23 protein-coding genes are annotated in these 23,962 nt (G+C 66.3%); 16 read left to right on the forward strand and 7 right to left on the reverse strand.

The annotated features are described in order from the left end of the window. Window positions 1-4: 4 nt before the first annotated feature. On the reverse strand, window positions 5-772 hold the full coding sequence (locus tag AC3A4Z_RS18670; protein ID WP_498713213.1) for a FadR/GntR family transcriptional regulator: 768 nt from the start codon (window positions 770-772) through the stop codon (window positions 5-7). Between the two features lie 137 nt (window positions 773-909). On the opposite strand from AC3A4Z_RS18670, the gene AC3A4Z_RS18675 reads away from it, so the two are divergent. The 12 genes from AC3A4Z_RS18675 (at window position 910) to AC3A4Z_RS18730 (ending at window position 14,259) form a co-directional block, all read left to right on the forward strand. Then, window positions 910-2,205 (forward strand): ABC transporter substrate-binding protein, encoded by a 1,296-nt coding sequence (locus AC3A4Z_RS18675; RefSeq protein ID WP_498713215.1) that lies wholly within the window; start codon window positions 910-912, stop codon window positions 2,203-2,205. A gap of 114 nt (window positions 2,206-2,319) precedes the next feature. After that, window positions 2,320-3,273 (forward strand): ABC transporter permease subunit, encoded by a 954-nt coding sequence (locus tag AC3A4Z_RS18680; RefSeq protein WP_493971004.1) that lies wholly within the window; start codon window positions 2,320-2,322, stop codon window positions 3,271-3,273. Next, on the forward strand, window positions 3,270-4,151 hold the full coding sequence (locus AC3A4Z_RS18685; protein ID WP_498713217.1) for a carbohydrate ABC transporter permease: 882 nt from the start codon (window positions 3,270-3,272) through the stop codon (window positions 4,149-4,151). The genes AC3A4Z_RS18680 and AC3A4Z_RS18685 overlap by 4 nt, the downstream gene beginning before the upstream one ends. 7 nt (window positions 4,152-4,158) lie before the next feature. Further along, complete coding sequence (dgoD, locus tag AC3A4Z_RS18690; RefSeq protein ID WP_493971006.1) at window positions 4,159-5,307, forward strand: galactonate dehydratase; 1,149 nt, start codon at window positions 4,159-4,161, stop codon at window positions 5,305-5,307. A 53-nt stretch (window positions 5,308-5,360) separates the two neighbouring features. Beyond that, window positions 5,361-6,032, forward strand: a complete 672-nt coding sequence (locus AC3A4Z_RS18695) for a bifunctional 4-hydroxy-2-oxoglutarate aldolase/2-dehydro-3-deoxy-phosphogluconate aldolase (protein WP_498713219.1) — start codon at window positions 5,361-5,363, stop codon at window positions 6,030-6,032. Next, entirely contained in the window at window positions 6,029-7,018 is a 990-nt protein-coding gene (locus AC3A4Z_RS18700; protein WP_498713221.1) for a sugar kinase, read from the forward strand. The genes AC3A4Z_RS18695 and AC3A4Z_RS18700 overlap by 4 nt, the downstream gene beginning before the upstream one ends. A 45-nt stretch (window positions 7,019-7,063) precedes the next feature. Further along, window positions 7,064-8,293, forward strand: a complete 1,230-nt coding sequence (gene manD, locus AC3A4Z_RS18705) for a D-mannonate dehydratase ManD (protein WP_498713223.1) — start codon at window positions 7,064-7,066, stop codon at window positions 8,291-8,293. Between the two features lie 76 nt (window positions 8,294-8,369). Beyond that, the gene (locus AC3A4Z_RS18710) at window positions 8,370-9,368 is read left to right on the forward strand and encodes a bile acid:sodium symporter family protein (RefSeq protein ID WP_498713225.1); all 999 of its coding nucleotides are present in this window, start codon (window positions 8,370-8,372) and stop codon (window positions 9,366-9,368) included. Between the two features lie 145 nt (window positions 9,369-9,513). Further along, window positions 9,514-10,383, forward strand: a complete 870-nt coding sequence (locus AC3A4Z_RS18715; RefSeq protein WP_498713227.1) for an alpha/beta hydrolase fold domain-containing protein — start codon at window positions 9,514-9,516, stop codon at window positions 10,381-10,383. A gap of 51 nt (window positions 10,384-10,434) precedes the next feature. Next, window positions 10,435-11,292 carry a fumarylacetoacetate hydrolase family protein gene (locus AC3A4Z_RS18720; RefSeq protein WP_498713229.1) on the forward strand — a complete coding sequence of 286 codons (858 nt, stop codon included), beginning with the start codon at window positions 10,435-10,437 and terminating at the stop codon, window positions 11,290-11,292. Beyond that, window positions 11,292-13,040, forward strand: a complete 1,749-nt coding sequence (locus AC3A4Z_RS18725; RefSeq protein ID WP_498713231.1) for an FAD-dependent monooxygenase — start codon at window positions 11,292-11,294, stop codon at window positions 13,038-13,040. Before AC3A4Z_RS18720 ends, AC3A4Z_RS18725 begins: the two co-directional genes overlap by 1 nt. After that, window positions 13,018-14,259 carry a DUF3500 domain-containing protein gene (locus tag AC3A4Z_RS18730; protein ID WP_498713233.1) on the forward strand — a complete coding sequence of 414 codons (1,242 nt, stop codon included), beginning with the start codon at window positions 13,018-13,020 and terminating at the stop codon, window positions 14,257-14,259. Before AC3A4Z_RS18725 ends, AC3A4Z_RS18730 begins: the two co-directional genes overlap by 23 nt. 83 nt (window positions 14,260-14,342) lie before the next feature. Here the strand turns inward: AC3A4Z_RS18730 and AC3A4Z_RS18735 are convergent, their stop codons facing one another. Beyond that, the gene (locus AC3A4Z_RS18735) at window positions 14,343-15,413 is read right to left on the reverse strand and encodes a quercetin 2,3-dioxygenase (protein WP_498713235.1); all 1,071 of its coding nucleotides are present in this window, start codon (window positions 15,411-15,413) and stop codon (window positions 14,343-14,345) included. Window positions 15,414-15,577: 164 nt separating this feature from the next. On the opposite strand from AC3A4Z_RS18735, the gene AC3A4Z_RS18740 reads away from it, so the two are divergent. Together AC3A4Z_RS18740 and AC3A4Z_RS18745 are read left to right on the forward strand one after the other, a co-directional pair. Continuing rightward, the gene (locus tag AC3A4Z_RS18740) at window positions 15,578-17,134 is read left to right on the forward strand and encodes a carboxylesterase/lipase family protein (protein ID WP_498713237.1); all 1,557 of its coding nucleotides are present in this window, start codon (window positions 15,578-15,580) and stop codon (window positions 17,132-17,134) included. Window positions 17,135-17,239: 105 nt separating this feature from the next. Further along, window positions 17,240-17,443 carry a hypothetical protein gene (locus AC3A4Z_RS18745; RefSeq protein ID WP_498713239.1) on the forward strand — a complete coding sequence of 68 codons (204 nt, stop codon included), beginning with the start codon at window positions 17,240-17,242 and terminating at the stop codon, window positions 17,441-17,443. An 11-nt stretch (window positions 17,444-17,454) separates the two neighbouring features. Here the strand turns inward: AC3A4Z_RS18745 and AC3A4Z_RS18750 are convergent, their stop codons facing one another. Further along, entirely contained in the window at window positions 17,455-18,561 is a 1,107-nt protein-coding gene (locus tag AC3A4Z_RS18750) for a GTP pyrophosphokinase (RefSeq protein ID WP_498713241.1), read from the reverse strand. Between the two features lie 238 nt (window positions 18,562-18,799). Here AC3A4Z_RS18750 and AC3A4Z_RS18755 point away from each other — a divergent pair, with 238 nt between their 5' ends. Next, a complete protein-coding gene (locus AC3A4Z_RS18755; protein ID WP_498713243.1) occupies window positions 18,800-20,293 on the forward strand; it encodes a M1 family metallopeptidase in 1,494 nt (497 codons plus the stop codon). Window positions 20,294-20,330: 37 nt separating this feature from the next. Here AC3A4Z_RS18755 and AC3A4Z_RS18760 read toward each other — a convergent pair whose 3' ends face one another. Genes AC3A4Z_RS18760 through AC3A4Z_RS18770 form a run of 3 tightly spaced genes read right to left on the reverse strand, consistent with a single transcriptional unit; the run spans window position 20,331 to window position 22,942 of the window. Next, window positions 20,331-21,377, reverse strand: coding sequence for a LacI family DNA-binding transcriptional regulator (locus tag AC3A4Z_RS18760; protein ID WP_498713245.1), 1,047 nt, complete (start codon window positions 21,375-21,377; stop codon window positions 20,331-20,333). A 31-nt stretch (window positions 21,378-21,408) separates the two neighbouring features. Further along, a complete protein-coding gene (locus AC3A4Z_RS18765; protein WP_498713247.1) occupies window positions 21,409-22,311 on the reverse strand; it encodes an EamA family transporter in 903 nt (300 codons plus the stop codon). A gap of 1 nt (window position 22,312) precedes the next feature. Next, a complete protein-coding gene (locus AC3A4Z_RS18770; protein ID WP_498713250.1) occupies window positions 22,313-22,942 on the reverse strand; it encodes a helix-turn-helix domain-containing protein in 630 nt (209 codons plus the stop codon). 111 nt (window positions 22,943-23,053) lie between these two features. On the opposite strand from AC3A4Z_RS18770, the gene AC3A4Z_RS18775 reads away from it, so the two are divergent. After that, the gene (locus tag AC3A4Z_RS18775; protein WP_498713252.1) at window positions 23,054-23,269 is read left to right on the forward strand and encodes a hypothetical protein; all 216 of its coding nucleotides are present in this window, start codon (window positions 23,054-23,056) and stop codon (window positions 23,267-23,269) included. Here AC3A4Z_RS18775 and AC3A4Z_RS18780 read toward each other — a convergent pair. Continuing rightward, complete coding sequence (locus AC3A4Z_RS18780) at window positions 23,266-23,883, reverse strand: TetR/AcrR family transcriptional regulator (RefSeq protein WP_498713254.1); 618 nt, start codon at window positions 23,881-23,883, stop codon at window positions 23,266-23,268. The two genes, AC3A4Z_RS18775 and AC3A4Z_RS18780, sit on opposite strands and share 4 nt — an antisense overlap. Window positions 23,884-23,962 lie beyond the last annotated feature (79 nt).

Here is a 23,962-nt window from a genome sequence, read left to right on the forward strand (position 1 = left end):
CGGTTTAATTCACGGTCTGGCCCGACGCGGCAGGCTCGGCGCTGCCGGCATCATGGCTGCTTGACCAGATCTGGCTCATCTCCTGGGTGGACTGCTCCACGATTCTGCTCATGGCAGTATGAGCTGCCGCGGCGTCGCCGCGTTGGATGGCGCTGGCTACGTCCACGTGCAGTTGCAACGCCTCGTGGTGGGGAAGGTGCGGTGTCAACCCATGCTCGGTACGCCCTGTGAGGACCTCGGCCACGAGGTTCTGGAGCTGGGAAAACATTGCATTGCCCGAAGCTTTAAGTACGGCCGCATGGAACTGCACATCCAGGCGAAGGAACTCTTCCTGGTCCCCGCGCTGGCCCGCGGCCCAGAGCCGGGCGGCCAAAGAAACAAGTTCGCTGGCTGCATCCCAGCCCACGCGTCCGGCGGCGAGGCGGGCCGCCTGCGGTTCGATCGCACCGCGGAGTTCGTTCAGCGACTGAAGCTGTTCCAGCCTTCGGGACGAAGCAAGCCGCCACCGGATCACCTCCGGGTCATAAAGGTTCCATGCCTCCTCGGGCTGCACCACTGTGCCAAAGCGCCGCCGGGATTCGAGCATGCCTTTTGAGGACAGCACCCGTGCCGCCTCCCGGACTACCGAACGGGACACGCTTTGCTGAACTTCAAGCTCATCCAGGCGCAGGAGGGAGTGTGCGGCCAGGCGTCCGTCAGCGATCGCGAGTCCGAGACTTTCCACCAACGTTGCATGCCGGTCCGTAGGGGAGGACACCTTCGGAATTTTCATTCCTAAATCATACTGCTGCGGAAAAAGGGGTTGTCTAAGTCTGACTTATAAGCCTATGCTCGCTTCCAGAGCAGACGTAAAGATGCGCCTGCGCCCGGACTGGAGAGCCTGCCAGTCCATGGAACAAGGGAGTCGTAATGAAGCGACGTGCAGTAATGAAGTACGCGGCAGTCGCCGCAGCGCTTTCGCTCGGGCTGACCGCCTGCAGCGGTGGTGGCGGCAGTGATGATGCCAAGGAATCGGGAACCGTACGCGTTACGTTGGCCAACCATGTCTGGACCGAAGGCATCAAGGCTGCCATTCCGGAATTTGAACAGGCCAGCGGCCTCAAGGTGGAACTGACCCAGCTCGGCGAGGACCAGCTCTCGGACCAGTACAACGTCAAGCTCAATGCGGGCAGCGATGAGATCGACGTGATGATGTTCCGCCCTCTCCAGGAGGGCAAGGCGTTTGCCAAGAACGGCTACCTTGCGGACCTGACCGATAGGGTTTCCTCGGATTCCGGCTGGGACTGGAAGGACTACCAGGAAGGTCCGGTCAAAGCCACCACTATTGACGGCAAGGTTGTAGGCGTCCCGATCATCACGGAGCGCGAAGTCCTCTACTACCGCAAGGACCTGCTGCAGGCAGCAGGCTTGCAGGTTCCCAAGACCATGGAAGAGCTTGAAGCTGCCTCGAAGGCCATCAAGGCCTCCAACCCTGACGTCGCCGGCTTCGTGGCCCGCACCGGCAAATCCACCGCCGTCACCCAATTCTCCAGCTTCCTGTACAGCTTCGGCGGTGACTTCATTGATTCCAGCGGGAAAGCCGCCATCAATTCCGATGCCGCCAAGAAGGCTTATTCCTTCTACGGCGGACTGATCCACAATTATGGCCCCGCCAACGTCAGCACTGATATGAGCTGGCCAGAGGCCATGGCGATCTTCACCCAGGGGAAGGCAGCTTTCTATACCGAGGCTGACTCGCTCTACAAGAACGCTACTGATCCCACCAAGTCCAAGGTGGCGGACACTGTCGGGTTTGCGCCCCTGCCAGCCGGTCCGGCCGGCTCCAAGCCGTACAACATCCCGTCATGGGGCCTGGCCGTCAACGAAGCGTCCAGCAACCAGGACAACGCGTGGAAGTTCATCCAGTGGGCCACCAGCAAGGAGCGCACTCTGGCGGCTCAGAAGGCCGGCGTCCCCGGACCCCGGTCCTCCGTCTGGTCCAACCCTGAAGGAACCTCCACCTACCCGAAGGACCTCGCCGATGCCATCGCTGTCAGCGCCAAGAACGGTGTTGGCCACGACCGGCCCGAGGTTGTGACGGTGGGCAAGGCCCGGGAAATTGTGGGCGAGCCGATCGTTGCCAGCATCACCGGTGCGGACGCTGCCGCTGCAGCTGATTCGGCGCAGAAGGCCTTCCAGGAATTTCTGGACAGCGAAAAGAAGTAGCAGCTCGACGCGCGCTCCCCTCACCGTGGGCGCATCAGAGCCCGGCGGGACGGCACCCGAAGGTGCCGTCCCGCCGGGACCCGCTCTTACCTCACCCCAACTCTTAGGTGAACCATGTCTGTAATGAACGCCCCCGGCAATGCCCCGGCACGAAGCGCCGGCCGCCCTCCGAGCATGGGCGGAAGCTTCTCCGCCTGGGCGAACCGGCACCGTAAGTGGCTGTTTGCAGCCCCTGCCATGATCTTTGTCGGTGTCCTGATTGTCTTCCCGCTGGCATGGACCCTGTACCTGAGCCTCACGGACTCGCAGGGTTCGGTCCGCGCCAAAACGGACTTCATAGGGCTGGAAAACTACCTCACAGTCCTGACGGACACGGAGCGCTTCTGGCCGGCGGTGGGCCGCACCCTGACGTTCACGGGCGTCGCACTCGTCTGCGAGGTAGTGCTCGGCATGTGCATCGCCCTCCTCCTCTGGCGGCCGTTCCGCGGCGAGAAATGGGTCCGGGTTGCCATCCTGCTGCCGCTGGTGGCCACCCCGGTTGCCGTGGGCATGATGTGGCGCCTGATCTTCGATCCGAATATCGGCTTCGCCAACCAGCTGCTGGGTATGGTGGGCATCCCGCCGCAGCCCTGGCTCTCGGGCCAGGACACCGCGCTCGGAACCACCATTTTTATGGACGTGTGGCAGTGGACGCCCATGGTGGTGCTGATCCTTCTTGCCGGCCTGACCTCACTCTCCGACGAGCCTGACGAAGCCGCCCGGGTGGACGGCGCCAACTCCTTCCAGCGCTTCTTCCTCATCACCCTGCCGCTGATGATGCCCACCGTTATTGTCGCCATCCTGCTGCGCGGCATCGATGCCCTGAAGACCTTCGACATCCTGTACGCCACCAAGGGCAAGGGCGGCGGGTCCTTCCACGAGGTGGAGACCCTGAACGTCTACGCGTACGGGCTGAGCTTCGACTACAACCAGTACGGATTGTCCTCGGCGGTGCTGATCCTGTTCTTCATGATCATCATCGGCTCCATGTGGCTGCTGACCATGCGCAAGAAAGCGGTAAGCAAATGACCGTCGCAACCCCCAACCAAACCTCCGCCGCGGCCACCCAGGTGATCCGCCGCCGTCGGAAGCCCCTTCCCACACGCCTCTACAAGGTCTTCCGCGTGGTGGCCCTCATCGTCGTGGTGCTGTTCCTGATCGCCCCGTTGTTCTGGATGCTCCTGGCCTCCTTCAAGACCAACGTGGACATCTACGACACCGGCAAGGCCTTGTTCTTCTCGCCCACGGGCGAGAACTACGCGAACGTGCTCCAGCGGAACAACTACTTCATCTTCATCTTCAACAGCTTCTGGGTGGCATTCGTTTCCACCGTGCTGTCCATCGTGCTTGGCGTCCCCGCGGCTTATGCGATGAGCCGGTTCACCATGCACCGCTCGGCCCTGGTGGTCCTGATGGCGCGTGTCATCCCGGGCGTTTCCCTGCTGGTGCCTTGGTACTACGTGTTCTCCAACCTGCGGATGGTGGGCAAGTTCGAGGTCCTGATCCTCAGCCACATGTTCGTGGCGCTGCCACTGATCGTCTACATCATGATGAGCTATTTCGATTCGCTGCCGCTCGAGCTGGAAGAGTCGGCCCAGGTGGACGGGCTCACCCCGATCGGTGCGTTCCGCCTCATCACCTTGCCGCTCGCCGTCTCCGGAATCGCGACCGCCGGAATCCTGTCATTCATCTTTTCGTGGAACAACTTCATGTTTGCCCTGGTGCTTTCCGGCTCCAGCACCAAGACGTTGCCCGTAGCCATCTTCGACTTCGTTTCCTACGCGAGCATCGATTGGGGCGGGCTCATGGCGGCAGCCACAGTGGTGACTATTCCCATCATGATCATCGCGCTCTTCACCCAGAAGTACATCGTCTCCGGCCTCACAGCCGGTGCCACCAAGGGCTAGGCATCAGATGACACTCATCAGCAGGATTGAAACATTCCTCGTCCCGCCGCGCTGGCTGTTCGTCCGGATCGAGACGGACAGCGGAATCGTCGGCTGGGGCGAAGCGACCTGCGAGGGCCGCAGCGAAACTGTCCGCACCGCCGTCGAGCAACTCTCCGAACTCCTGCTCGGCCATGACGCGCTCCGGATCGAGGACCACTGGCAGGTCATGACCAAGGGCTCCTTCTACCGGGGCGGGCCGATCCTGGCCAGTGCCGTGTCCGGCCTGGACCAGGCCTTGTGGGACATCGCCGGCAAACACTTCAACACCCCGGTGCACCAGCTCCTCGGCGGACACGTCCGGGACCGGATCCGGATGTACGGCTGGGTGGGCGGAGACGAACCGAACGAAGTGGCCGACCAGATCAGCGCGCAGCTGGAGGTGGGGCTGACCGCGGTCAAGATGAATGCCAGCGGCCGGATGAGCCCCATCGCCTCGGTGGCGGAGCTCGACGGCGTCGTCCGCCGGGTGGCGGCCGCCCGTGAGGTTTTGGGTGAGCACCGGGACGTCGCGGTGGACTTCCACGGCCGCTTCAGCCTTGCAAACGCACGCCGCGTGGCACCGTTGCTCGAACCCTACCGGCCGTTCTTCCTTGAAGAACCCGTGGTTCCGGAGAACACCCACCTGCTGCGTGAGTTCACATCCTCGACCACTACGCCCGTCTCCAGCGGAGAACGGCTCTACAGCAGGCAGGAATTCCTGCCTGCACTGCAGGCCGGCATCGCCGTGGCCCAGCCGGATCTTTCCCATGCCGGCGGCATCACCGAGGTCCGCAAGATCGCTTCATTGGCCGAAATCTATGAGGTCCAGCTCGCGCCGCACTGCCCGCTGGGCCCCCTGGCACTGGCCGCCTGCCTCCAGGTGGGCTTCGCTACCCCCAACTTCCTGATCCAGGAACAAAGCATCGGCATCCACTACAACCAAGGCGCAGAGGTTCTGGACTACGTGGTGGACAAGTCGCCGCTGAAGTTTGTGGACGGGCACATCGAGCGGCTTACCGGCCCCGGCCTGGGCATTGAAATCGATGAGGCCGTGGTTCGTGCCGCGGACAAGCGGGGGCACGCCTGGCGTGGGCCGGTATGGCGCCAGCCAGACGGGGCATTTGCCGAGTGGTGACGGCTCGCAGCACAGGCACTGAGATGAGCACCCCTATGAAGGAGAAGCCCTGAATGGAGAACACCCTGAACCCGGAGGACTTGCTGGCCGGAGTGCGCCGGACCCGGCTGCTGGCGATCGTGCGGGGAAATGACGGCGCGGCTGCGGGCAGGGCGGCCCTTGCCGCAATGGAGGAGGGCTTCGAGTTCGTTGAAATCGCCCTGACCACCCCGGGGGCCCTCGACGCCATCATCGCGGTGCGGTCTGCCGCTCCTGCCGGGTGCTTCGTGGGCGCGGGAACAGTGCTGACGAAACAGGATGTGGACAACGTGGCGGGCGCGGGCGGCCAGTTCATCGTCACGCCGTCACTCGCACCGTCCATCGAAGAAGCGGCGGGCAGAGGCATCCCCGTGTTGGCCGGTGCCCTGACCCCGAGCGAGTCCTTCGAAGCGATGAACCGCGGTGCCACGGCGGTGAAGCTCTTCCCCGCCTCCATAGGGGGACCCGGCTTTCTCAAGGCAGTGCGCGATCCGTTCCCGGACATTCCGTTCATTGCCGTGGGCGGCGTGGGGCTCGATGAGGCGGCGGGATATTGGGCTGCCGGTGCCATCGCCGTCGGGCTCGGCGGCCCGCTTTTCGGTGATTCAGCATCCGGCGGCGACCTCGCAGCAATGCGGGAGCGCGCACGCCGCTTTGTTGCCCTGGCTGCGGAGTTCAGGAGCGGGGCCACGGAGAGCCAACTGTGACAGCCGGCGTCGGACTCCCTCCGGTGGACCTGCTGACTTTCGGTGAGTCCATGGTCTCGCTGCGCTCGGCCGGACCGCTGTCCGCCGGCGGTGCCCTCACCATGCACGTTGCCGGAGCCGAATCGAACGTAGCCGTGGGTGTCGCCCGGCTGGGACATACCGTCAGCTGGGCGGGCGTGGTGGGTGCTGATCCGCACGGCGAGTTCATCCTCCGCCAGCTCCGTTCCGAGGGGGTACAGCTGCAGCAGCGCGAGGACGCTGCCCGGCGGACCGGAGTGATGTTCCTCGAACAGCGCACCGCCGACGTCACCCGCGCCTTTTACTACCGCTCAGGTTCAGCCGGATCAACGCTCAGCCCCGAGGACGTGGACCGTGCACTGCAGCCCGGGGCCCGCATCCTCCACTTGACCGGCATCACGGCCGCGCTCAGTCCTGAGTCGCGCAAAGCCGTCGAGTACGCCGCCGAACGAGCCGCTGCTGACGGGCTGGTGGTGTCCCTCGACGTCAACTACCGCAGCAAGCTCTGGTCCCGGGATGATGCGCGGGAGGTTCTCACCCCGCTGATCCGGCACGCCACCATTCTGATTGCTTCCGACGACGAACTCGACCTGGTGGCCGCCGCGCCGCCTGGCGCCGGGGAGCCTGAAACGCTTGAATCGGCGATGGCTGCCCAACTCCTTGGGCTAGGGGTGCGTGAAGTTGTGGTCAAACGAGGCGCCGCGGGCGCCTGCGTGCACACCCGGGACGGCCGCTGGGAAGCCCCGGCAGTCCCTGTCACCAGCATCGACACGGTGGGCGCCGGCGATGCTTTCACAGCCGGATACCTGTCCGCCTTGCTCGACGGCGAGGACGTGGCCGGCCGGCTCCAGCGGGGCGCACTGATGGGTGCTTTCGCCGTGAGCACTGCCGGTGATTGGGAGGGCCTCCCCAGCCGGACAGAACTGGCCCTGCTCGGAACCGCCCCCAGCGGAACCACACAACGCTGACCACCGACTCCTGACCCATTCCGATCAAGAAAGCCTGGACCTGCTGTGAAAATCATTGCTGCCGACGTCTTTGTGACCAGTCCCTCCCGGAATTTCGTGACGCTTCGGATCACCACTGAGGATGGTGTGACCGGTATTGGTGATGCCACGTTGAACGGGCGTGAGCTTGCTGTTGCCGCGTACTTGAAGGAGCATGTGGCGCAGCTGTTGATCGGGAAGGACCCGCACCGGATCGAGGACACCTGGCAGTTCCTGTACAGGTCCTCGTACTGGCGCCGCGGGCCGGTGACCATGGCCGCGATCGCCGCGGTGGACATGGCGTTGTGGGACATCAAGGGCAAGATGGCGGGCATGCCGGTGTACCAGCTGCTGGGCGGCGCGTCCCGGAACGGGCTGCGCGCGTACGGCCACGCCTCGGGCGCGGACCTGCCGTCGCTGTTTGATTCGGTCCGGGAGCACCTGGAGCTTGGGTACAAGTCGATCCGGATCCAGACCGCCGTGCCGGGGATCAAGGCCGTGTACGGGGTGGCGGCGCAGGCGCAGGCGTCGGGGGAGCGGTATGACTACGAACCGGCCGGCCGGGGCGCGTTCCCGGTGGAGGAGGACTGGGACACCCGGGCCTACCTGCGCCATCTGCCGACCGTGTTTGAAGCGGTGCGGAACGAGTTCGGCCCGGAAATCCCTTTGCTGCATGACGGGCACCACCGGATGACCCCGATCCAGGCCGCCAAGCTTGGCAAGGCGCTGGAGCCGTATGACCTGTTCTGGCTGGAGGACTGCACCCCGGCCGAGAACCAGGAGGGCCTGCGCCTGGTCCGGCAGCACACCACCACCCCGCTGGCGATCGGGGAAATCTTCAACACGGTGTGGGACTACCAGACCCTGATCAAGGAACAGCTGATCGACTACGTCCGGGCCGCGTCCACCCACTTTGGCGGGATCAGCCCGTTGAAGAAGGTGATGGACTTTGCCGCGCAGTACCAGATCAAGTCCGGCTTCCACGGCCCCACGGACATTTCCCCGGTGGGCTTCGCCGCGCAGCTGCATGTGGGCCTGGCGATCCATAACTACGGGATCCAGGAATACATGCAGCACTCGGACAAGACCAACGAGGTCTTCGAACAGTCCATGACGTTTGTGGATGGCTACCTGCACCCGGGCGACAAGCCAGGCATCGGCGTCGAATTCAACGAAGAAGCCGCCGCGGCCTACCCGTACCAGCAGGCCTACCTGCCCTACAACCGCCTCATCGACGGAACGGTCCACGACTGGTGAACCTGTAGAGCAGCGGGTGTTACCGGGCGGGGTCACGAACTGGCACTTGACTACCGCCTGGTGACAGCATGGTTGGATGCTTGAGGCAACCAAATCCCAGAACACCACCGCAGAAGCGCCCCTGAACCCGGCCCTGGCCGCCGAAAGCAGGATCGCCCGCGTCGCGGTGACGGTGTTTCCGCTGCTGGTGGTTGCCGCGGGCATCGTGGGCTTCCTGGCACCCGATGTCTTCAAGCCCATGGCGCCCAGCGTGCCCTACCTGCTGGGGATCATCATGTTCTGCATGGGCCTCACGCTGACCCCGCCCGACTTCGCCGCCGTCGCCAAGCGCCCGTGGGCAGTAGCACTGGGCATCGTGGCGCACTACGTGATCATGCCAGGAGCCGGCTGGCTGATCGCGGTCGCCCTGAACCTGGAACCGGAACTGGCCGTGGGCCTGATCCTGGTGGGCTGCGCTCCCTCCGGCACCGCCTCCAACGTGATGGCCTTCCTGGCCAAGGGCGACGTCGCACTGTCCGTGGCAGTTGCCTCCGTTTCGACCCTCATCGCCCCGATTGTCACGCCCCTGCTGGTCCTGTTCCTGGCCGGCTCCTACCTTCAGATCGACGCCGCAGGCATGGTTCTGGACATCGCCAAGACAGTCCTCCTTCCGGTGGTCGCCGGCCTCCTCGCCCGGCTGTTCCTCAAGAAGCTTGTGGCCAAGGTGCTGCCCGCACTGCCCTGGGCCTCCGCCGTCGTGATCTCCCTGATCGTTGCCATTGTGGTGGCCGGCAGCGCCGGCAAGATCGTGGCCGCAGGCGCCATCGTGTTCCTTGCCGTGGTGCTGCACAACGGCTTCGGACTGGGGCTGGGCTACCTCGCCGGCAAGATCGGCCGCCTCGACAGCAAGGCCCGCCGCGCCCTGGCCTTCGAAGTCGGCATGCAGAACTCCGGACTCGCAGCCACGCTGGCCACCACGCACTTCAGCCCCCTGGCTGCACTGCCGTCGGCCGTGTTCTCGCTGTGGCACAACATCTCCGGCGCCATCGTGGCCGCCTGGCTGGCCCGCCGTCCGCTGGGGGACACCAAGGGCTGACCAGCAGGAGCTCCCGAAGCTGTTTCATTCAGTGAAAGCAGCCACGCGGAGCAGACTCCCCGTACGCGAAAGTTGAGTAGTGACGCGGTCCACACCGGTGGCCCGGCGCATGAACGAAACGGCGCGGTAAGACATGGAGTCAACGATGACGGCAGGGCGGGTTCTGAAGGGCATTGAGTTCGCCCACCCAGAGGGGTCAGCGCCGCTGCTGCTTGACCTCTACCTCCCCGCAAGTCCGGAGCAGTCCGGCCCCTTGCCGGCAATCATCCACTTCCACGGCGGCGGGTGGCGCACAGGTGGCCGCTCCTCCCTCGGTCCCCAGGTGGACGCGCTGGACCTGAGCCCTATCGAGCGGCTGGTGGACGGCGGCTTTGTAGTGGCCTCCGCCGATTACCGGCTGAGTTCCGTGGCCCATTTCCCGGCCCAGCTGCTGGACGCCAAAGCCGCTGTCCGTTGGCTCCGTACGAACGCCGCCGCGTACAACGTGGACCCGGACAGGATCTACGCGTGGGGTGATTCCGCCGGCGGGCACCTGGCCAGCCTGGTGGGACTGACCGCCGGGTCAGCGGAATACCCGGGTGATGATGCCGGCATCAGCGATACAGTTGCCGCCGTCGCCGCCTGGTACCCGCCCACGGACCTCCTCCACATGGGCGCACAACGCCTCCCGGACGCGGTCGCCAGCGCCGATGATCCGGGCTCGCGCGAGGCGCTCCTCCTGGGTGCCCAGCCGGCCGACGCCCCGGACAAGGCCGCGGCCGCAAGCCCCATCACCTACGCGGGCAACCACGCCCCGCCGTTCTTCCTGGCGCACGGCACCGCGGACCGGTTCGTCCCGCCGGCACAGTCCGCCACCCTGGCCGCGGCTCTGGAAGCCGCGGGTGCCGACGTCGAACTTTTGCTGATTGAAGGCGCCGACCACATGTGGCAACTGCCGGGGCAGGACCCTGCCGCCGCGGCGGAGGCCGCCGACGCCACCCTGGATTTTTTCCGCCGGCAGGCATCCAAGCCCTGACCTAAGACATCCCGGGCACCCAGCGCCGGGCAAGACCTGAAAGGCCCTCCCATGCAGTTTGTTGGCATCACTCATCAAGGCGAATCCTGGGCCGCGGCCCTCGCGGATTCCCACCTCGTCCCGCTCGCGCCCATCACCGAATTCTGGTCGGACCCCGCCGGCTGGCAGGACAAGGCAGCCACGTTAACGGCCGACGCCGGCACCTCGCTGGAGCGCGGCAGCGTCACCGAAGTGCCGCTCGTCCCCGCCTCCGCCCGCGTGATCTGCGTGGGGCTGAACTACAAGGCCCACGCTGCCGAGGGCAGCTACAAGGACCAGGACCTGCCGCCCTATCCGACGCTGTTCGGGCGCTGGACGGCGTCGCTCTCCTTGGGCAACGTCCCCGTTCCCGTGCCGCACGGGGAGGACGGGCTGGACTGGGAAGGCGAAGTGGCCGCCTACATCGGCCGCCGCGTGGAATCCGCGGATGAGGCCGAGGCTGCGGAATCCGTCTTCGGCTATTCCACCTTCAACGACCTCACCGCCCGCCGCGCCCAGAAGCTCACCACGCAGTGGACGCTGGGCAAAAACGGCGACTTCACCGGCCCCCTTGGACCCCTGGTCAGCCGGGACGAGGTGGGCGACCTCAGGGATGGCCTGCAGGTCCGCACCCGGGTGAACGGGGCCGAGGTTCAGAACGGCAACACCCGGGACATGATCTTCTCCGTCCCGGCCATCATCTCGCTGATCAGCCAGACCCTGACGCTCCACCCGGGAGACGTCATCGCCACCGGCACGCCTGAAGGCGTGGGTTACGCCCGGACTCCGCAGTGGCTGCTGCAGCCCGGCGACACCGTCGAGGTGGAAATTGAGAAGCTCGGCACGCTGACCACGCCGGTGGGCGAAGTCTCCCTGCGGAGCCGTGCCTGATGGTCACCCACCGTTTCGCCTCCCCGGAACACATCCCCGCGGATGCGCAGATCCTGATCTCCGGCGGGGGACCCAGCGGCCTGTTCCTGGCCCTGGACCTCGCCTCCCGCGGCATCCCGAGCCTGGTGGTTGAGCCGCGCGGTACCGTGGACCACGCCCGCCCGCGCGCCAAAACCACCAACGCCCGCACCATGACGCACCTGCGCAGGCTGGGCCTCGCGGACGCCCTCAGGGCGGCTTCCCCGCTACCCGTGGGCTACTCCCAGGACGTCATCTTCTGCACCGGACTCACCGGTCCCGGCGCACATGAACTGCGCCGGTTCCGGAACGCCTTCCAGCTGGTGCCCGGCCGCTACGGCCCGCAGCCGGAGTGCGGCCAGCAGGTCCCGCAGCCCGTCCTGGAAGAAGTGCTGCGTGCCGCCGTTGCCGACTCACCGCTGGTGACAATGGTGACCGGATGGAGCGTTCAGTCCGTCAATGATGCCGATGCCGGCTACACCGCCGTGGTCTCCGACGCTTCCGGTACTCAGCGCACCATCGCTGCCGAGTACGTCATCGGTGCCGACGGCGCCACCTCCGCCGTGCGCCGGAGCCTCGGTATCCGGCTTGAAGGCGGTTCCGCTGCCCTGTCCAACATCAGTATCCTGTTCCGGTCCGAGGGGCTGGCCTCAGCCGTGCACCTGGACCCGGCCGTGCAGTACTGGGTGGTCGGCGCGGATACCTCGGGCATGGTGGGGCCCATGGACCTGGACGGAACCTGGTGGGCCATCATCCAGGGCGTCAACCCGGAGGAGACGGTGGATACCGCCAAGGCCGGCGGGATGGTCCGCTCCCTGGTGGGCGCCGACGTCGACATCGAGGTCCTGGCCACCGATCCCTGGACGGCCCGCATGCTGCTGGCCCCGGAGTACCGCCGCGGGGGAGTGTTCCTGATGGGCGACGCCGCGCACCTCAACCCGCCCTGGGGCGGGCACGGCTTCAACACCTGCGTGGGCGATGCCGCCAACCTGGCCTGGAAGCTGGCTGCCGTGGTCACGGGCTGGGCGGGCAAAGACCTGCTGGACAGTTACGAGGCGGAACGCCGCCCCGTGGCAGCCCGCACCATCAGCGACGCCGCGGCCAACGGCAAGGCGCTCGCCTACCACTTTGCCGATCCAGCGCTCCTGGCAGATGGCCCGGCCGGCGCGGCAGCCCGGGAAGCGGCGCACGAAGCCCTGGCCGTGAAGCAGAGCGAGTTCGACTCCCTGGGCCTGGTCCTCGGCTACGCCTACGGGGACTCGCCGGTAGTGGTCCCGGACGGGTCGCCGGCCCCGGTGGAAGACCCCATCGTGTACGTTCCCTCATCCAGCCCGGGAGCCCTGCTGCCGCACGCCTGGCTGGATGACTCCACCTCCGTGTACAGCCTGCTGGGCCAGGACTTCACCCTGCTCGTGGACGCCGATGCGCTCGCCGGCAGGACGGCCGGGGACGTCTTTGCCGCCGTGGTGGACGCCGGGAAACGCACGGGCATCCCGGTGGCGATTGCCGCCGTCGGACGTTTCGACGACCGGACCCCACCCTCCGAACTCTGGGGAGCCGACGCCGTCCTGGTCCGCCCGGACCAGCACGTGGCGTGGCGGGGGAGTTCGGTGGAGGCGGCAGCGGCGGCCCTGGCCGTGGCGGCCGGCCGGCATCCGGCAGAAGACCTGGACCAGAACCAGCACACCGAACAGGAAGGGGAGGCCCGTGTCCGCGTCGTCGTTCCGTGATTATCTTTTTGCCCCCGACCACCCCCGCGTGGCGGAGATCCGCGGCCTGGACGCGCGCGGGTATGCCGAGGCGGCCACCAGGGACTCGTTCGCGGGGCCCATGATCGAGGGCTGGAAGAAGCTGTATCCGCAGCCGTTCATCGGCATCACGAACGACGGCGTCCTCCGCCCCGGGCTGTTTCCGCTGGCCCCCGCGCGCGCAGGGGAGGAGGCGCCCACCCCGGAGATGGCGGCTGCGGCACGGAAGCTCCTGGACGCCGTGACGCCCGAGCAGGCATCCCGGCTGAGCTACGCCGTGGACGCGCCCGAATGGCAGAGCTGGGCGAACCCCGAGTTTATGCAGCACGACACCGGCCTTCGCCTCGACGAACTGGACGCGCCCGTGCGTGACGCCGTGTTCGCCGTGGTGGAAGCATCGCTGAGTCCGGCCGGTTTTGAGCTGGTCCGCAACCTCATGCGGATCAACGGCTTCCTCGGTGAGCTGGTGGAGCTGCCGCTGCTGATGAACGAGTTCAGCTACAACTTCGCGCTGTACGGGGAACCGTCCGAGACGGAGCCGTGGGGATGGCAACTGTTCGGCCACCACGCGGCGCTGAACTGCCTGGTGGGGGGGACCCAGCTGGTGATCTCGCCGGTGTTTATGGGTGCGGAGCCTGATGTCATCGACGCCGGGCCTTACCAGGGGGTGGTGGTATTCAAGGAGCGCATCGCCCTGGCGCGCGGGCTGATGGCGGCGCTGCCTGCCCCGTTGCGGGCCGCTGCCACCGTGTATGAGTCCATGGTGGATCCGGCGATGCCCGAGGGCCGCCTCCATCCCGGGGATGAGCGGCACCTGGGCGGCTGCTTCCAGGACAACCGGGTGATCCCGTACGAGGGCATCCAGGTATCGGACATGCCGGCGGAAGCCAGGGCCATCCTGGACGCCGTGGTGGAGGACTTCATCGCGTACCTGCCGGACGGCCCGCGGGCTGCCCGGCGCAGGGAAATCCAGGAGCGGTATAACGAGACATACTTCAGCTGGATCGGCGGCTGGGAAGGCGAAGAGGCCTTCTACTTCCGGCTGCAGAGCCCGGTGGTGGTCCTGGAACTCGACCACCACACCGGGGTGTTCCTCAGCAACGACGAGCCCGCCCCGTTCCACATGCACACCGTGGTCCGCACCCCCAACGGCAACGACTACGGCCGCGCACTGGTCGGGCAGGCGCTCGCGGGCAGCTAAGCTCGACGCTGGCGACTGGACGCTACAAAGAAAATGGCCCGGACTTCCTTTCGGAAGCCCGGGCCATTTGCTTGCCTGGAGGGCTACGAGATTTCCAGGGCGGTGCGGCGCTGCGGCGGCGGACCCACCACGGTGAGGTCCATCTCGGCCTGGGCTCGGCCGAAGCCTTCCATATCCATGTAGGGCTCGCCGCCCTCGGTGTACATGTAGTCCTCGGTGGGCTTGTTGAAGTACTCAAAGAAGCCGTTGAAGACCGACGGCGTAAGGAAGCCCAGCATCTGGGTGTTGTGCGAGTCCAGGGCGAAGGAGTGGATGGTGCCGGCCGGGGCGTGGACGAAGTCACCCTTGGTCAGGAGCATTTCCCGGCCGTTGGCGTAGAGCCACATGCGGCCCTCGGTGACCAGGAAGTTCTCCGTGTGCTGCTCGTGGAAGTGCAGCGGGATGTACGGGGTCTTGGCGCCCTTGGTGTGCACCGCGAAATAGTTGGAGCCGGTGTTGGCGGGCCGGGACAGGTACGTGAACATGGTCTGGTAGCTGACCAGCCGCTCACCCTCATGCGCACTGAGGAAGTAGGGGCTCAGCGTGGGCGGCAGGCCGGCGTCGTGCTTGAAGGAAGGCTCCACGCGCTCAACCTCGGGGAAGGTGATCCCGAACTCGGCGCCAACCTCAGCCTGCTCCTGGAGGGTGGCCGTGCGGCCGGCGCGGACGGGCGGGACGTGGGAGTCGATGGGGGTGCCGACGCGCTCGTAGTAGGCCTCGGCGCCGCCCGGCGTCATCCAGTTGAGGAAGCGGGTGTAGTGGCTGGCCATGCGGTAGGCGTGGGGCGTGTTGGGCGGGATCACCACGGAGTCGCCGGGGGTAAGGATGCGGCTTTCGCCGGGGAGCCAGACGTGCAGGATGCCGTCGAAGACGTAGAGGGTCTTGTGTTCCACCTTATGGCTGACGAACGGCGATTCGGCACCCATGCCGCCGGAGATGTAGGCGGCACTGAAGATGCCGCCGGTGTCCGCAGCGCGGGCGATAACGGTGACCAGCTGGCCGTTGATCTCGTAGCGTGCGCCTTCGCCCGACGCCATGTAGTAGGGGACAGCTTCGCCGGGCAGGGTGTTGGCCACCGGCAGCTGCTGGTTCATTTCCTCCACGCTGAGGGACATGGTTCCTTCTTTCCAGTCGTCCGGCTGCGCCGGGATGTGACCTCCATCATTGCGTGTGCTTGCGCGCGGCAGGAGCTGGAATTTCAATGGATGAAAGGCCAGTGTGCTCCTCCTCTGGGAGCTGCGATGCTGGCAGTTACCCCTACGCAGGAGTCCTTTCACGCATGAGCGTTTCTCCCACAGTCACCGTCGCCGAAGGAACTGTCCGCGGTGCTGCTTCCGTCCTTGATGAGCGGGAGGTCGGCGGTTTCCTCGGGATTCCCTACGCCGGTTCTCCGGCCGGTGCGCGACGATTCCTTCCGCCGGTCCCTGCTGCCGGCTGGACCGGGGTCCTTGACGGCACGGTGCCGGGGCCTGCGGCGCCGCAGAACCCGGAGATTCCGGCTCCTCCCGGGCGCAAGCCCCGCACCTGGAGTGAACCTGGTTGCCTGAACCTGAACATCTGGGCCCCTGAGGTGGGCGGTTCAGGGCTGCCGGTGATGGTGTGGGTGCACGGCGGCGCGTATGTCTCCGGCTCGGGCAGTGACGCAATGTACGACGGCGGCTCTTTGGCGGGTGCAACGGGCGCCGTGGTTGTGACCATTAATTACCGGCTGGGTGCGTTGGGCTTCCTGCACCTGGCCGAGCTGTTGGGGCCTGAGTACGCGGACTCGTCGAACGTTGCGCTGCTGGATGTGTTGGAGGCGTTGCGGTGGGTGAGGCGGAACATCGCGGCGTTCGGGGGCGACCCGGACAACGTGACCCTGTTTGGTGAGTCGGCGGGTGCTGCGGCGGTGGGGACCCTGCTGGGAATGCCTGCTTCGCAGGGGCTGTTCCGGCGGGCAATCATGCAAAGCGGCACCGCTGAAAGGTACCGGAGTGCTCAGGATTCTTCCGCGATCAGCCGGGACTTCCTGTCGCTGTGCGGGCTGGATGACGCGCGGGACGTGTTGACGCTGCCGGTGGAGCGGCTGCTCGAGGCCCAGGAGAAGCTGGTGCAGCGCTTTGGCGCGGAAACGTTCGCCGTCCCGCTGCCGTTCCAGCCGACGGTGGGGACGCCGTCGCTTCCGGAGCCGCCGCTGGAGGCGGTGCGGAGCGGGTTGAATTCCGAGGTCGATCTGTTGATCGGGACGAACCTGAACGAGGGCTCCTTCGCCGTGGAGATGCGGCCGAAAAACGCGTCGGAGCCCCCACACGCGGAACGCGCTGCAGCGGTGCTGGCCGACGATGGTGCTCCGGGCCGCGAGGCGGAGTATTCCCGGGCGCTCGCGTCGGCTTTAGGCACCGAACCAACCGGAAAGCAGCTGCTGGAAGCCGCCATTTCCGACGTCGTCTACCGGCAGCCCAGCAACCGGCTGCTGGATGCCCGGCACGGCTCCGCCGGGAACAACTACTCCTATCTCTTCACCTGGCGTAGCCCGGCAATGGGCGGCAAGCTCGGCGCCTGCCACGCCCTGGACATCCCGTTTGTGTTCCGGCAGTTGGCCTCGCCCGAGGCGGAGTTCCTCACCCGCGGCACGGCGCCGCAGGGCCTGAGCGACATGATGAGCACTGCCTGGACCGGCTTCGCCCGGACCGGCCAGCTGGAAGCTCCCGGCCTTCCGGTATGGCCGGATTACTGGCTCGGGCGCGGCACGATGGTCCTGGACGGACAGCCGCGGATCGAGGCTGACCCGCGCGGTGAATTGCGGGAACTGCTTGAACGCCATGTGGGATTGGCAGCGTCGAAGCACCACGACTGACAGGTGAAGCGGCTGACACTTAGTCCGGAGGATAAAGGGGGCAGCCCTTCACCCCCGCACCGCTACACTGAACCAACCACACCCGGAATGAAAGCGGCGGACCCAATGAACGAAAAGCTGCACCTGACTCCGCAAGAGGCGTTCCCCGCGGATTTGGATCAGGTGACCGACCAGGAGCTGCAAGTACTTGACAGCCAGGTCCAACGCCAGCTTGACCACGAAGTGGTGGTGGACGGCGAACCGGACCGGGAAACCGAATTCCGCCACTACGAACTGGACGAGGAATTCGGCAACCGCGACAAGCGCTGAGCCGCGCCCCTCTACTTCTTGGTCAGCCGGTACCGTTCGATCTGTTTGAGCCGCCGAAGGAGACTGTCGCGCCGGGGATGCGGGACGGCGTCAGGTGCTTCGGCCGTGAGGTCGATGTGCTTGGTGCCGTACTGCCAGAGCAGCAGGTCATCGAGCAGCCGGTCCGGGCCGGGGGAGTAGCGGTGGTCCAGGGCCTTGCGCACCTCGGTGATCCGGTTGGCGCTCAGTAGTCCAGCAAGCTGCATGGTCTGGTTGAGGCCGTGCGCGGCTAGCAGCTCGGCGGCCCAGCCCCAATCGTCGTCCACCTTCCGGTCCACGTGCGGCAGCAGGGTGCGCCACACATCCCGGATCCGGTTGGGCGTCAGCGGCGCGGCGCCCTCGCCGTCCACGTCCCAGAAGCTGCGCACTTCCTCGTAGCGTTCATGCAAATCAGCAAAAGCCGTTTCCACCGTCTCCAGCATCGCGGCGGTGGCGGTGAACTGCCGGTCAAAGTGCGGGGTCCAGGCACGGGGGTCCTCGGCCTTGAACCGGATATCATGCTCGATCTCGCTCCACGCGTGCGCGAAGATGGTGCGGATCTGGCACTCGAAAAAGTAGCTGCCGTTGGGCTGGGCGTCCGGGTTGAAGACCTGCTGGTACTCCTTCACGGCCTCATTCTGGATGGTCCGCAGGATCAGGTGCCGGCTCGAATACCCATACGTGCCCGACTCGATGGAGCCGATGTCCTTCTCCCGGTCCCCGCGGCAGTCGAACAGCTGGCGCTGGCGCTTGATGATGTTTGCCACCGCGGCATTCTCGGCCGGCAGCTTGGTGATGACCCGGATGCCCACCATATCGTTCAGGGTCCGGAAAGGGTCCGGAAACTTCAGGACCGGCGGGCCGCCCGGTTCCAGCGGCTCCTCAATCCGGGAAATCTTCTCCTTGAAGGATTCCACGGTTTTGGTGCGCCCGGTGACGAACAGCGGGGTGACCTCGCTGTCCTTGAGCATGTCCCGCATCAGCAGCAGGACATCCCGCGTGACCAGCTTCAGGGCAGGCCGGACGCGCTTGTAGATCTCCACGTTCCGCTGCACGGACTCGCGCAGGTCCGCGTCCAGGCTCTCCCAGTTACTTGGCATAATCCCAGCTTACGGCGGGGCACTGACAGAACCCGGCGCACGCGGCGCACCCCGCAAAGATGATCCGCGCCAAGCGTTGACATGTCCAGGCGGGAGGCCTAAGTTCTTCCCAACTGCCGGGGGAGCGGCGCGCGCAGCCGCGGGTATTGGTCTGGTCGCCGAGAAGGCACACCACTGATTTCCCCTGCAGATCCGGGCTGGACACCGCCCGGCTTCTGCCCAGCCCAGGACCACAACCATGACCAATTTGATATCGAATTACCGGCGCACAGCCGTGGCAGTGATGCTCGTGACCGCCAGCGTGGCCGGCATCAGCACCACCGCCCAGGCCGCGCAGCAGAGCCCGCCGGAACGTTCTGCGCCGGGCGCCCCAGGAAGCGGTGATCCCTACTTTCCCAACGCCGGCAACGGCGGGTACGACGTCCTGCACTATGACCTCGACCTCCGCTACGCGCCGCCGTCGGACCCCGCCGTGCTCGTGGGGAAGCTGACCGCGGAGGCAACCATCACCCTCCGCGCCACCGAGGACCTGGATGCCCTCAACTTCGACCTGCGCGGACTCGCGGTCAGCGCGGTCAGGGTCGACGGCAGGGAAGCAAATCAGGGGAATTCCAAAGCAGAAACCGGTTGGACCCAAACGCAGGATGATGCCAACCGCCTGTGGGACCTGACCATCAACCCAAGGGCCAAGCTGAAGGCAGGCGAGGAAACAACGATTGAGATCGAGTACGGCGGCAGCACCGGGCGTCCCACCGATACCACCGGGGCGCTCTACGGGTGGGTCACCACAGCCGACGGCGCGATGGTTGTCAGCGAGCCCGATGGCGCCCCCACCTGGTACCCCGTCAACGACGATCCTGAGGACAAGGCCACCTATACATTCCGCATCACGGTTCCGGAAGGGAAAGCGGCCGTCGCCAACGGCCTGCCCGACAGCCGGCCGGAGACCTCCAACGGATGGACCACGTGGAGCTGGGAAGCATCGGATCCCATGGCCAGCTACCTTTCGACCGCAAGCGTCGGCAACTTCACGCTGTCCTACGACAAAGGCCCGCGGGGGCTCCCCATCATCAACGCCATCGACGCCGACGTGACAGGGGAGGCGCTCTCGCAGACCAAAGCTGCCATCATGCTGCAGCCGCAGATGATCGCCTTCCTGGAGGACCTCTTTGGCCGGTATCCGTTCGAGGCCTTCGGCGCCATCGTGGATGACGACACCGTTGACTATGCGCTGGAAACGCAGACGCGGCCGGTCTACTCGCAGAAGGCCGACGAAAACACGGTTGTCCACGAACTGGGCCACCAGTGGTTCGGGAACGCCGTGAGCCCGGCGGACTGGCAGGACATCTGGCTCAACGAGGGCTGGGCCACCTACATCGAGTGGCTGTGGGCCGAACACCAGGGGACAGCAACTGTCGCCCAGCAGTTTACGGACACCGTCGGGCTCCTGGACAGCAAGAATCTCTGGGCCCTGAACATCGCGGACCCCGGGCGGGACAGCCTGTTTGTGGAACAGGTGTACCGCCGCGGTGCTGCGACCCTGTATGCCTTGCGCGCCAAAGTGGGGGATGCCGCATTCTTCGAGGGCGCGCGGGAATGGCTGGCCCGGTACGACGATTCCTCAGCCACCACGGAGGACTTCCAGGCTGTGATGGAGGAAGCCTCGGGCCAGCAGCTCGGCGCGTTCTTCAACGACTGGCTAAGGGAGGGCGACCAGCCCGCCATGCCGTAGGAACCCTCATAGAAAGTACGACGGCGGCCGGGAGCCTTCAGCGTTCCGCGGCAGCTGTGGAGCCGCGGACCACCAGTGAACTCTCCAGGGTGACCTCGTTCTGCTCCAGCGGCTTCCCCTCCATGAGGCGCCGCAGCTGCTCCCCGGCTTTCAGGCCCAGGGGAGTGGCCGGCAGGTGGACGCTGGTGAGGCCGGGGTTGCTGGTCGCCGAATAGGGGAGGTCATCGAAACCGGCCACCGCCAGGTCCTCCGGAATCCGCACCCCGGCCACCCGCGCCTCCTGCAGCACGCCGTAGGCATGTGTATCAGTGCCGCAGACGACGGCGGTCACCCCCTCGCGCTGCCACGTGGGCCAGGCGTCGGCGAAGGCAGCAGCTGCGGCTCCCACGTCGATAGTGGTGCTGATGATGCGGCCCGAACCTACGCTGATGCCTCGGGCCGCGGCCTCATCCAGGAAGGCTTCCCGCCTCAGGGCGAAGGTTTCGGTGCCGGTGACGCTGTCCACATATGCCACTTCCCGGTGGCCGGCCTCGGCCAGGTGCGCCGCGAGTTCCCGCGCCCCGCTGGCCACGTCCAGGTTGACCGACGGCGCATACCCCGCCAGCCCGGGGGCGTCCAGCAGGACAAGGGGCGACGGCGAGGCCAGGTCCTCGAGGAAGCCTGCGTTGGGGGCGTCCACCAGCAGCCCGGCCGGGCGGAGGGACATCAGCCGCCGGACGTCGTCGGCCGCGGGGAACTCGCCCGCCTCGGTGACCGAGAGCAGCAGCTGGTACCGGGAGCCCAGGGATTCGCGGACCCCGGCGATCACCTTGGCGAAGAACGGGTTGGAGATGTCCGGCGCCACCAGGATCACGATGGAGCTCACGCCCTTGGCCAGCGAACTGCCGATGCCGTCCACCACATAGCCGAGCTCGGTGATGGCGTCCTGCACGCGGGAGATGTTGTCCTCGGAGACGCGGCCCGCCGTCTTGCCGTTGGCGACCAGCGAGACGGTGGCCGTGGAGACGCCTGCCCGGGCGGCAACCATCGCCGCGGTGATCCGCCGCGAACGCGCCTGCTGCTGCACCTGTTCCGCGGATTCCATACCTCGATGGTAGTAGCTGGACCTTGCCGGTTCAGCCCACGAAGTCGAGGTCGGCCGGGCTGGCTTCCTGCTCTTTTCGCGGCCGCCGGCCGCCGCGCTGGGCCGCTGCCCCCGCAAAGACCACCAGCAGGATCCCCGCCACCTGGACGGCAGAGGGCTGCTGGTGCAGGATGAGCAGCCCCAGGAGGACCCCGACGGCGGGTTCGAGGGCCATCAACGTCCCGAACGCGGTGGGCGTCATCCTGCGCAGGGCGAGCATTTCCAGGGCGAACGGCAGCACCGGCAGCAGGAGGGCCAGTCCGGCCGCAGCGGCCAGGATGTCCAGGCTGAGGTGCCCGGCGGCCTGGGGAATTCCGACGACGGCGGCCGCCACTGCGGCGATGGGCACGGTGAGCGTGAGCGCGCCGATGCCGGTGAACCGGTCCCCGATCCGCTGCGTCAGCAGGATGTAGAAGCCCCAGCCGACGGCCGCCAGCGCGGCCCACGCAACCCCCACCAGGTTGAAGTCGCCCTGCCACGGCTGGGTGAGCAGCACCACGCCCGCCAGTGCCACCGCGGGCCATGCGAGGGCCTTGCGGTTATGGCTGCGAAGCGCAGCCACCGTCAGCGGACCGAGGAATTCGATCGCGACGGCGGTGCCCAGATGGATGTGCTCCACCGCGGCGAGGAACCCCACGGTCATCACACCGGTAGTGACCCCGAGGCCCAGCAGCGGGAGCACATCCGGACGGCGGATGGAGCGCAGCGGCGGGCGACCGATTACCAGGAGGATGACCGCGCCCATGCTCAGGCGCAACCAGGCAGTGCCGGCCGGACCCACAGCTTCAATCATGTTCACGGACAGGGCCGAGCCCAGCTGGACCGACAGGATCGCCGTGACCGCCAGCCCCCACGGCGGGACCGGGAGGTTGAATGAGGCGCTTCGCTGGGTCATCTCAGTTTCCTTCGTTGGAGTCATGGGGTGCGGAATTTGTCTCCTTGCGATGAGCCGAGCCCACGCCGGGCTCGAAGACTGCCAGGGAGAAGTTCACCGGCTCCGGAGCGGCATTGGCGTATGAGTGCTCCTCGTCGCCAGGGAAGGACAGGGCGTCGCCGGCGTCGAGGACATAGGTCTCGCCGGCCACCACCACTGTGAGGGAACCATGACGGACCTGAAGCAGTTCTTTGGTCCCCGGCGCGTGGGCTTCGCTTTCATGTTTGTCTCCGGCGCCCAGTGTCCAGTCCCACAGCTCCACCACATCCGGTGACTCCGTTCCGGCCACCAGCACGCCGCGGCCACCGGCAGCGGAACTCCACAGGGCGGCCCCGTCGCCACTCCGGGTAACCGTCACGCGCTTGGGGCGCGGGGCATCCACCAGCGCCGGCAGCCCGATGCCCAGCGCGTCACTGATCCGGAGCAAAGTGCCCACGCTGGGATTGGCGGCGCCTTGCTCCACGTTGACCACCATGCGGCGGCTTACGCCCGCGGCGTCCGCGAGCTGGTCGAGGGTCCATCCCCGGGCCTGCCGTTCCTGGCGAACGCGGCTGCCGATGGCAACCGCAAGGGCAGATGTGCTTTTATCCATAAGTGCATCATACTGCACTGCGAGTGCATTGAGTTGGAAATGGTTCGGTGGCGGCCGAGGAGGAGGGCAGCAGGTCTTCCTGAACGGCGTCTGCGGTGGGACGATGCCCTTATGAGCGATACCAGCCGAGGGAACCCGCGGGACCTTGGTCCGCACCAGCATGCGCACGCAGCACCCACCACCCAGCAGATGAGGACCGTCGGCCAGCGCCGCCGGGACGCCGAGGAGAAGCTGGAGCACCACCTCCAGGAAGCCCGCCACAAGGGCGAACACCAAGAGGCTGAGGATGAAAAGGAGCCTGGCGACTCCGGCGCCGGCGAGCCTTAATCCGCCGTCTTGATGCGGGGCTGGCTGGACTCTGCAGGCGGCGCCATCAGCACATCGATAAGTTGCGTCAGGCCGTGGGCCATATCAACGTCTTTGTCATAGAGCCATTGCAGTTGCAGCCCGTCAAAGGCTGCAATGACGAGCCGCGCCAGCATCTCGGCCGGGACGTCGCTGCGCACTTCGCCCGCCTCCTGCCGGCGGTGGATATCCGCCCCCAGCTCTGACACCAGCATGGCGTAGCGGTCCTGAAAATAGGCGTGGGAATCGTGCCCGGGGTCGTTCGCCGTGGCTGAAGCGACGGCGTACAGCGTGGTGAGGCCCGGTTCCTTCACGTTTCGTTCAGCCACCGGCGCGAGGAGCCGCAGTCCAGCCTCGCCTCCTGCGGCCTCCATGCCCCGCCGGTCCCGTTCCGCCAGGACAGCCGTCAGCAGTTCCTGCTTCCCGCGGAAATAGTGGAACAGCGTTGCTTCCTTGACCCCCACGAGCTCGGCCACGTGCTTGAGGGCCGCGCCTTCGAACCCTTCGGTGGCAAAAACATCCGTGGCCGTCCTGATGATCTGTTCCCGGCGTTCCGCTCCCTTGGCGTACTGGCCCCGCGGCTTGGATGTTGGCATCACGACAGTTTATTTCAGTTGCCTCCCGTAAAAACCTAGTCTTACTAGGTTTTTGGTATAAGATCCTTTCACGGCCCAA

Source organism: Arthrobacter sp. Soil_C_49, assembly GCF_057656635.1.

Excerpts from the sequence above, each read along its gene's own strand:
- AC3A4Z_RS18670 (WP_498713213.1), bottom strand. The coding sequence starts at position 772 with ATGAAAATTCCGAAGGTGTCCTCCCCTACGGACCGGCATGCAACGTTG.
- AC3A4Z_RS18675 (WP_498713215.1), top strand. The coding sequence starts at position 910 with ATGAAGCGACGTGCAGTAATGAAGTACGCGGCAGTCGCCGCAGCGCTT.
- AC3A4Z_RS18680 (WP_493971004.1), top strand. The coding sequence starts at position 2,320 with ATGTCTGTAATGAACGCCCCCGGCAATGCCCCGGCACGAAGCGCCGGC.
- AC3A4Z_RS18685 (WP_498713217.1), top strand. The coding sequence starts at position 3,270 with ATGACCGTCGCAACCCCCAACCAAACCTCCGCCGCGGCCACCCAGGTG.
- dgoD (WP_493971006.1), top strand. The coding sequence starts at position 4,159 with ATGACACTCATCAGCAGGATTGAAACATTCCTCGTCCCGCCGCGCTGG.
- AC3A4Z_RS18695 (WP_498713219.1), top strand. The coding sequence starts at position 5,361 with ATGGAGAACACCCTGAACCCGGAGGACTTGCTGGCCGGAGTGCGCCGG.
- AC3A4Z_RS18710 (WP_498713225.1), top strand. The coding sequence starts at position 8,370 with ATGCTTGAGGCAACCAAATCCCAGAACACCACCGCAGAAGCGCCCCTG.
- AC3A4Z_RS18715 (WP_498713227.1), top strand. The coding sequence starts at position 9,514 with ATGACGGCAGGGCGGGTTCTGAAGGGCATTGAGTTCGCCCACCCAGAG.
- AC3A4Z_RS18720 (WP_498713229.1), top strand. The coding sequence starts at position 10,435 with ATGCAGTTTGTTGGCATCACTCATCAAGGCGAATCCTGGGCCGCGGCC.
- AC3A4Z_RS18725 (WP_498713231.1), top strand. The coding sequence starts at position 11,292 with ATGGTCACCCACCGTTTCGCCTCCCCGGAACACATCCCCGCGGATGCG.
- AC3A4Z_RS18735 (WP_498713235.1), bottom strand. The coding sequence starts at position 15,413 with ATGTCCCTCAGCGTGGAGGAAATGAACCAGCAGCTGCCGGTGGCCAAC.
- AC3A4Z_RS18740 (WP_498713237.1), top strand. The coding sequence starts at position 15,578 with ATGAGCGTTTCTCCCACAGTCACCGTCGCCGAAGGAACTGTCCGCGGT.
- AC3A4Z_RS18745 (WP_498713239.1), top strand. The coding sequence starts at position 17,240 with ATGAACGAAAAGCTGCACCTGACTCCGCAAGAGGCGTTCCCCGCGGAT.
- AC3A4Z_RS18750 (WP_498713241.1), bottom strand. The coding sequence starts at position 18,561 with ATGCCAAGTAACTGGGAGAGCCTGGACGCGGACCTGCGCGAGTCCGTG.
- AC3A4Z_RS18755 (WP_498713243.1), top strand. The coding sequence starts at position 18,800 with ATGACCAATTTGATATCGAATTACCGGCGCACAGCCGTGGCAGTGATG.
- AC3A4Z_RS18760 (WP_498713245.1), bottom strand. The coding sequence starts at position 21,377 with ATGGAATCCGCGGAACAGGTGCAGCAGCAGGCGCGTTCGCGGCGGATC.
- AC3A4Z_RS18765 (WP_498713247.1), bottom strand. The coding sequence starts at position 22,311 with ATGACCCAGCGAAGCGCCTCATTCAACCTCCCGGTCCCGCCGTGGGGG.
- AC3A4Z_RS18770 (WP_498713250.1), bottom strand. The coding sequence starts at position 22,942 with ATGGATAAAAGCACATCTGCCCTTGCGGTTGCCATCGGCAGCCGCGTT.
- AC3A4Z_RS18775 (WP_498713252.1), top strand. The coding sequence starts at position 23,054 with ATGAGCGATACCAGCCGAGGGAACCCGCGGGACCTTGGTCCGCACCAG.
- AC3A4Z_RS18780 (WP_498713254.1), bottom strand. The coding sequence starts at position 23,883 with ATGCCAACATCCAAGCCGCGGGGCCAGTACGCCAAGGGAGCGGAACGC.